Source organism: Streptomyces bambusae, assembly GCF_019400985.1.
GTDB lineage: Bacteria > Actinomycetota > Actinomycetes > Streptomycetales > Streptomycetaceae > Streptomyces > Streptomyces bambusae_A.
Window position 1 is genome coordinate 1 of the sequence record NZ_WTFF01000430.1, and the last position, 5,067, is coordinate 5,067.

Genomic DNA, 5,067 nt, shown 5'->3' on the forward strand with positions numbered 1-5,067 from the left:
AGCGGCACCCTCGCCGCCGCCGGTGCCGCGCCGGCCGCCGCCGAGCTGGCCGTGTGGCCGCCGGCCGGGGCCCGGCGCGTCGACCTCGGCGGCTTCTACGCCGGCCTCGCCGAGGCGGGATACGGCTACGGGCCCGCCTTCCAGGGCCTGAAGGCCGCCTGGCGGCTGGGCGAGGAGGTGTACGCCGAGGTCGTCCTCGCCCCGGCGCAGCAGGAGGAGGCGGCCGCCTTCGGCCTGCACCCGGCCCTGCTGGACGCCTCCCTGCACGGCATGCTGCTCGACGTCGCCGCCGGTGCGGGGGACGGCCGGATCAGGCTCCCGTTCGCCTGGAGCGGGGTGGCCGTGCACGCCGAGGGCGCGGCGTCCGTACGCGTCCGCCTGGTGCCCGCCGGCCCCGACGCGGTCGCGGTGACCGTCGCCGACGCCTCGGGCCTGCCGGTCGCGAGCATCGACTCGCTCAGCCTGCTGCCGGTCTCGGACGAGCAGTTGCACCGGGCCCGTACGGCCGAGAACGACGCGCTGTTCCGCGTCGACTGGACCACGCTCCCCGCGGCCGGAGCGGACCCGGCCACCTGGGCGGTGCTCGGCTCCTCCCCGGCCGTCTTCGGTGAAGGCGGGGACCGGCCCGCCCACGCCGACCTGCCCGCGCTGGCCGCCGCGATCGCCGCGGGCGAGCCCGTGCCGGACGCCGTCCTGCTGCCGGTCGCCCCGGTGCGTGGCGCGGTCACCGCCGACGGTGTCCGGGAGGCCACCGCCCGGCTGCTGGCGACCGTTCAGCAGTGGCTGGCCGAACCGGCGTTCGGCGGGGCGCGGCTGGTCGTGCTGACGCGCGGCGCCGTGGCCGTACGGCCCGGCGAGGAGGTCACCGACCTCACCCACGCCGGACTGTGGGGCCTGGTGCGCTCCGCCCAGGCCGAGAACCCCGGCCGCCTGGTCCTCGTCGACACCGACGCCGCCCCGCGCGCCGACGGCGACATCGACGTCGACAGCGACGGCGACACCGACGCCGGGACCGGTCCGTACGACGCCCTCGGCGCCGCCCTCGCCACCGGGGAGGGCCAGATCGCCGTCCGCGGCGGCGAGTTCCTCGCCCCGCGGCTGGCCCGGGCCGACGCGGGCGCGCTGCTCGCCCCGCCGCAGGACGCCCAGTACTGGCGGCTGGACACGACCGGCGGCGGGACCCTGGAGAGCCTGGCCCTGGTGCCCTTCCCGGAGGCGGCCGAGCCCCTGGGGGCCGGCCAGGTGCGGATGGACGTACGGGCGGCCGGTCTGAACTTCCGCGACGTCCTGATGGCGCTGGGCATGTACCCGGACGCGATCGTGCTCGGCAGCGAGGCGTCCGGCGTGGTCACCGAGGTCGGGGCGGACGTCACCCACGTCCGCGTCGGCGACCGGGTGTTCGGCATGGTGCCGCACTCGTTCGGCGAGGCGGCCGTCGCCGACGCCCGGATGGTGGCCAGGATGCCCGAGGGCTGGTCCTTCGAGCAGGCGGCCTCCGTGCCCGCGGTCTTCCTCACCGCCTACTACGGGCTGGTGGACCTGGCCGGTCTGCGGTCGGGCGAGCGCGTGCTCGTGCACTCCGCCGCCGGCGGTGTCGGCATGGCCGCCGTGCAGCTCGCCCGGCACCTGGGCGCCGAGGTGTTCGGCACGGCCAGCGAGGGCAAGTGGGACGTGCTGCGCCGGCAGGTCCGGCTGGAGGGCGCCCACTACGGCTCCTCCCGCGACACCTCCTTCGAGGAGCGCTTCAGCCACGCGACCGGCGGGCGCGGCATGGACGTGGTCCTGGACTGCCTGGCCGGTGAGCTGGTGGACGCCTCGCTGCGGCTGCTGCCGCGCGGCGGCCGGTTCGTCGAGATGGGCAAGACCGACGTCCGCGACCCGCAGGCCGTCGCCCGCGACTACCCGGGCGTCGTCTACCAGGCCTTCGACCTCATGGAGGCCGGTCCGGAGCGGATCGGGCAGATGCTCGCCGAGCTGGCCGGACTCTTCGCCTCGGGTGCGCTGAAGCCGCTGCCGACGCGGAGCTGGGACGTCCGGCGGGCGCCGGAGGCCTTCCGGTTCATGAGCCAGGCCAAGCACACCGGCAAGATCGTGCTGACCGTGCCGCAGGGCTGGGACCCGGCGGGTACGGTCCTGGTCACCGGCGGTACGGGGACCCTGGGCGCGCTGGTGGCCAAGCACCTGGTCGCGGAGCACGGGGTGAAGCACCTGCTGCTGACCGGCCGGCGCGGCCCCGAGGCCCCGGGCGCGGCCGAACTCGTCGCGGAGATCGCGGCGTTGGGAGGCTCGGCCGAGGTGGTGGCCTGCGACGCCGCCGACCGGGAGGCGCTGAAGGCCGTGCTGGACGGCGTACCGGCAGACCGGCCGCTGCGCGCGGTCGTGCACACCGCCGGAGTCGTCGACGACGGGGTCGTGGACGCGCTGACCCCGCAGCGGCTCGCCGCCGTGCTGCGGCCGAAGGCCGACGCCGCGCTCAACCTGCACGAGCTCACCCGCGGCCTGGACCTGACCGCCTTCGTCCTGTACTCGTCGGCAGCCGGTGTCCTGGGCAACGCGGGCCAGGCCAACTACGCGGCCGGGAACACCTTCCTGGACGCCCTGGCCGCCCGCCGCCGGGCCCAGGGCCTGCCGGGCATCTCGCTGGCCTGGGGCCACTGGGCGCAGTCCAGCGGTATGACCGCCGGCCTCGACACCGCCGACCTCGCCCGCCTGGGCCGGTCCGGCTTCCTGCCCATGACCGACGCGCAGGGCCTGGGACTCCTCGACGACGCGCTGGCGCAGGACGAGGCGCTGCTCGCCCCGGTCCGGCTGGACCTGGCGGGCCTGCGCGAGCAGGCGCGCGGCGGCTCCCTGCCGGACGTCCTCAAGGGCCTGGTACGGGCCCCGGCCCGGCGGGTCGTCGAGGCGGCCGCGGCCGCGCAGGGCGCCGTACCGCTGGCCCAGCAGCTGGCGGGCCTGCCGGAGGCCGAGCGGGAGCACGTCCTGCTGGAACTTGTCCGCACGAACGTGGCCACCGTGCTCGGACACGGCGCCCCCGCCGCCGTCGGTGCGGACCGCACCTTCAAGGAGCTGGGCTTCGACTCGCTGACCGCCGTCGAGTTCCGCAACCGGCTGGGTGCGGCCACCGGGCTGCGGCTGCCCCCGACGCTGATCTTCGACTACCCGACGACCAGCACCCTCGCCAAGCACCTGCTCGCCGAGCTGGTGCCCGACGAGGCCGCGGGCGCGCCCGGCGCCGGCCTGCTGGCCGAACTCGGCCGGTTCGAGGCGGCGGTGCTCGGCGCCGACCCGGACGCGCCCGGCCACGACGAGGTGGCCGGCCGCATCGAGGAACTCCTCCAGCGCTGGAAGGCGCTCGCCGCCCCCGCCGACGCGGTGCCCGCCGCCGGCGAGGACGTGGCGGACCGCCTCCAGTCGGCCTCGGCCGACGAGGTACTCGACTTCATCCAGAACGAGCTCGGGGTCTCCTGATCCCCGGCGACCTGCGAGAACAGGGAAGGACACGCCGCGATGGCGCACGAGGACAAGCTGGTCGAGTCCCTCAAGCGAGTGGCCGCCGAGCTCCACGAGACCCGGCAGCGGCTGAGCGAGGCCGAGAACCGGGGCAGCGAGCCGATCGCCGTGGTGGGCATGGCCTGCCGCTACCCGGGCGGGGTCCGCTCGCCCGAGGACCTGTGGGAGCTCGTCGCCGACGGGCGGGACGCCATCTCCGGCTTCCCGACCGACCGGGGCTGGGACCAGGACGCGCTCTACCACCCGGACCCCGACCACCCCGGGACCACGTACACCCGCTCCGGCGGATTCCTGTACGAGGCCGCGGAGTTCGACCCCGGCCTGTTCGGCATCTCCCCGCGCGAGGCGCTGGCCATGGACCCGCAGCAGCGGGTCCTGCTGGAGACCTCCTGGGAGGCGCTGGAGCGGGCCGGGCTCGACCCGCACGCCCTCAAGGGCACCCGGACCGGCGTGTACGTGGGCGCCGCCGCCCCCGCGTACATCGTCGGCGGGCACAACGTCCAGGACGGCGCGGAGGGCTACTCCCTCACCGGCACCTCCGCCAGCGTCGTCTCCGGCCGGCTGTCCTACCAGTACGGCTTCGAGGGCCCGGCGGTCACCATCGACACCGCCTGCTCCTCCTCCCTGGTCGCACTGCACCTCGCGGCCCAGGCACTGCGCAACGGCGACTGCTCCATGGCACTCGCCGGCGGCGTCAGCGTCATGTCCGTCCCCGGCCTCTTCGTCGAGTTCAGCCGGCAGCGCGGGCTGTCCGAGGACGGCCGCTGCAAGGCCTTCGCCGCGGCCGCCGACGGCACCGGCTGGGGCGAGGGCGTCGGCGTCATCGTCCTGGAGAAGCTCTCCGACGCGAGGCGCAACGGCCACCAGGTGCTCGCCGTGATCCGCGGCTCCGCCACCAACCAGGACGGCGCCTCCAACGGCCTCGCCGCGCCCAACGGGCCCTCGCAGCAGCGGGTCATCCGCCAGGCCCTGGCCAACGCCCGCCTGCGCTCCCGCGACGTCGACGTGGTCGAGGCGCACGGCACCGGCACCACCCTCGGCGACCCCATCGAGGCCCAGGCCCTCATCGCCACCTACGGGCAGGACCGGCCGGCGGGCTCCCCGCTGTGGCTGGGCTCCCTGAAGACCAACATCGGGCACACCGCGGCCGCCGCGGGCATCGCCGGCGTCATCAAGATGACCATGGCGCTGCGCAACGGCGTCCTGCCGAAGACCCTGCACGTCGACGAGCCCACCCCGCACGTCGACTGGTCGGCCGGCGCGGTCGAACTGCTCACCGAGGCGCGCCAGTGGCCCGAGGCCGACCGGCCGCGCCGGGCCGCCGTCTCCGCCTTCGGCATCAGCGGCACCAACGCCCACCTCATCCTCGAACAGGCCGAACCCGACCCGGAGCCGGCGCCCGCCGCCCCGGCGGGCCCGGTCCCCTTCACCTCCGCCGCGCCCGTGCCGTGGCCGCTGTCCGGGCACAGCGCCGCCGCCCTGCACGGCCAGGCCGGCGCCCTGCACGCCTTCGCGGCCGGGCAGGGCGCCCCGGCCGCCGCCGACACCGCACTG

The 5,067-nt window shown here is 76.3% G+C and carries 2 protein-coding genes; both read left to right on the plus strand.

The genetic code is table 11. The annotated features are described in order from the left end of the window. Positions 1-3,471 (plus strand): SDR family NAD(P)-dependent oxidoreductase (locus GPJ59_RS38740; protein ID WP_219671642.1); only part of this gene is annotated, 3,471 nt, incomplete at its 5' end. A 39-nt stretch (positions 3,472-3,510) separates the two neighbouring features. Continuing rightward, a partial coding sequence (locus GPJ59_RS33290; protein WP_219671643.1) for a type I polyketide synthase occupies positions 3,511-5,067 on the plus strand: 1,557 nt, incomplete at its 3' end.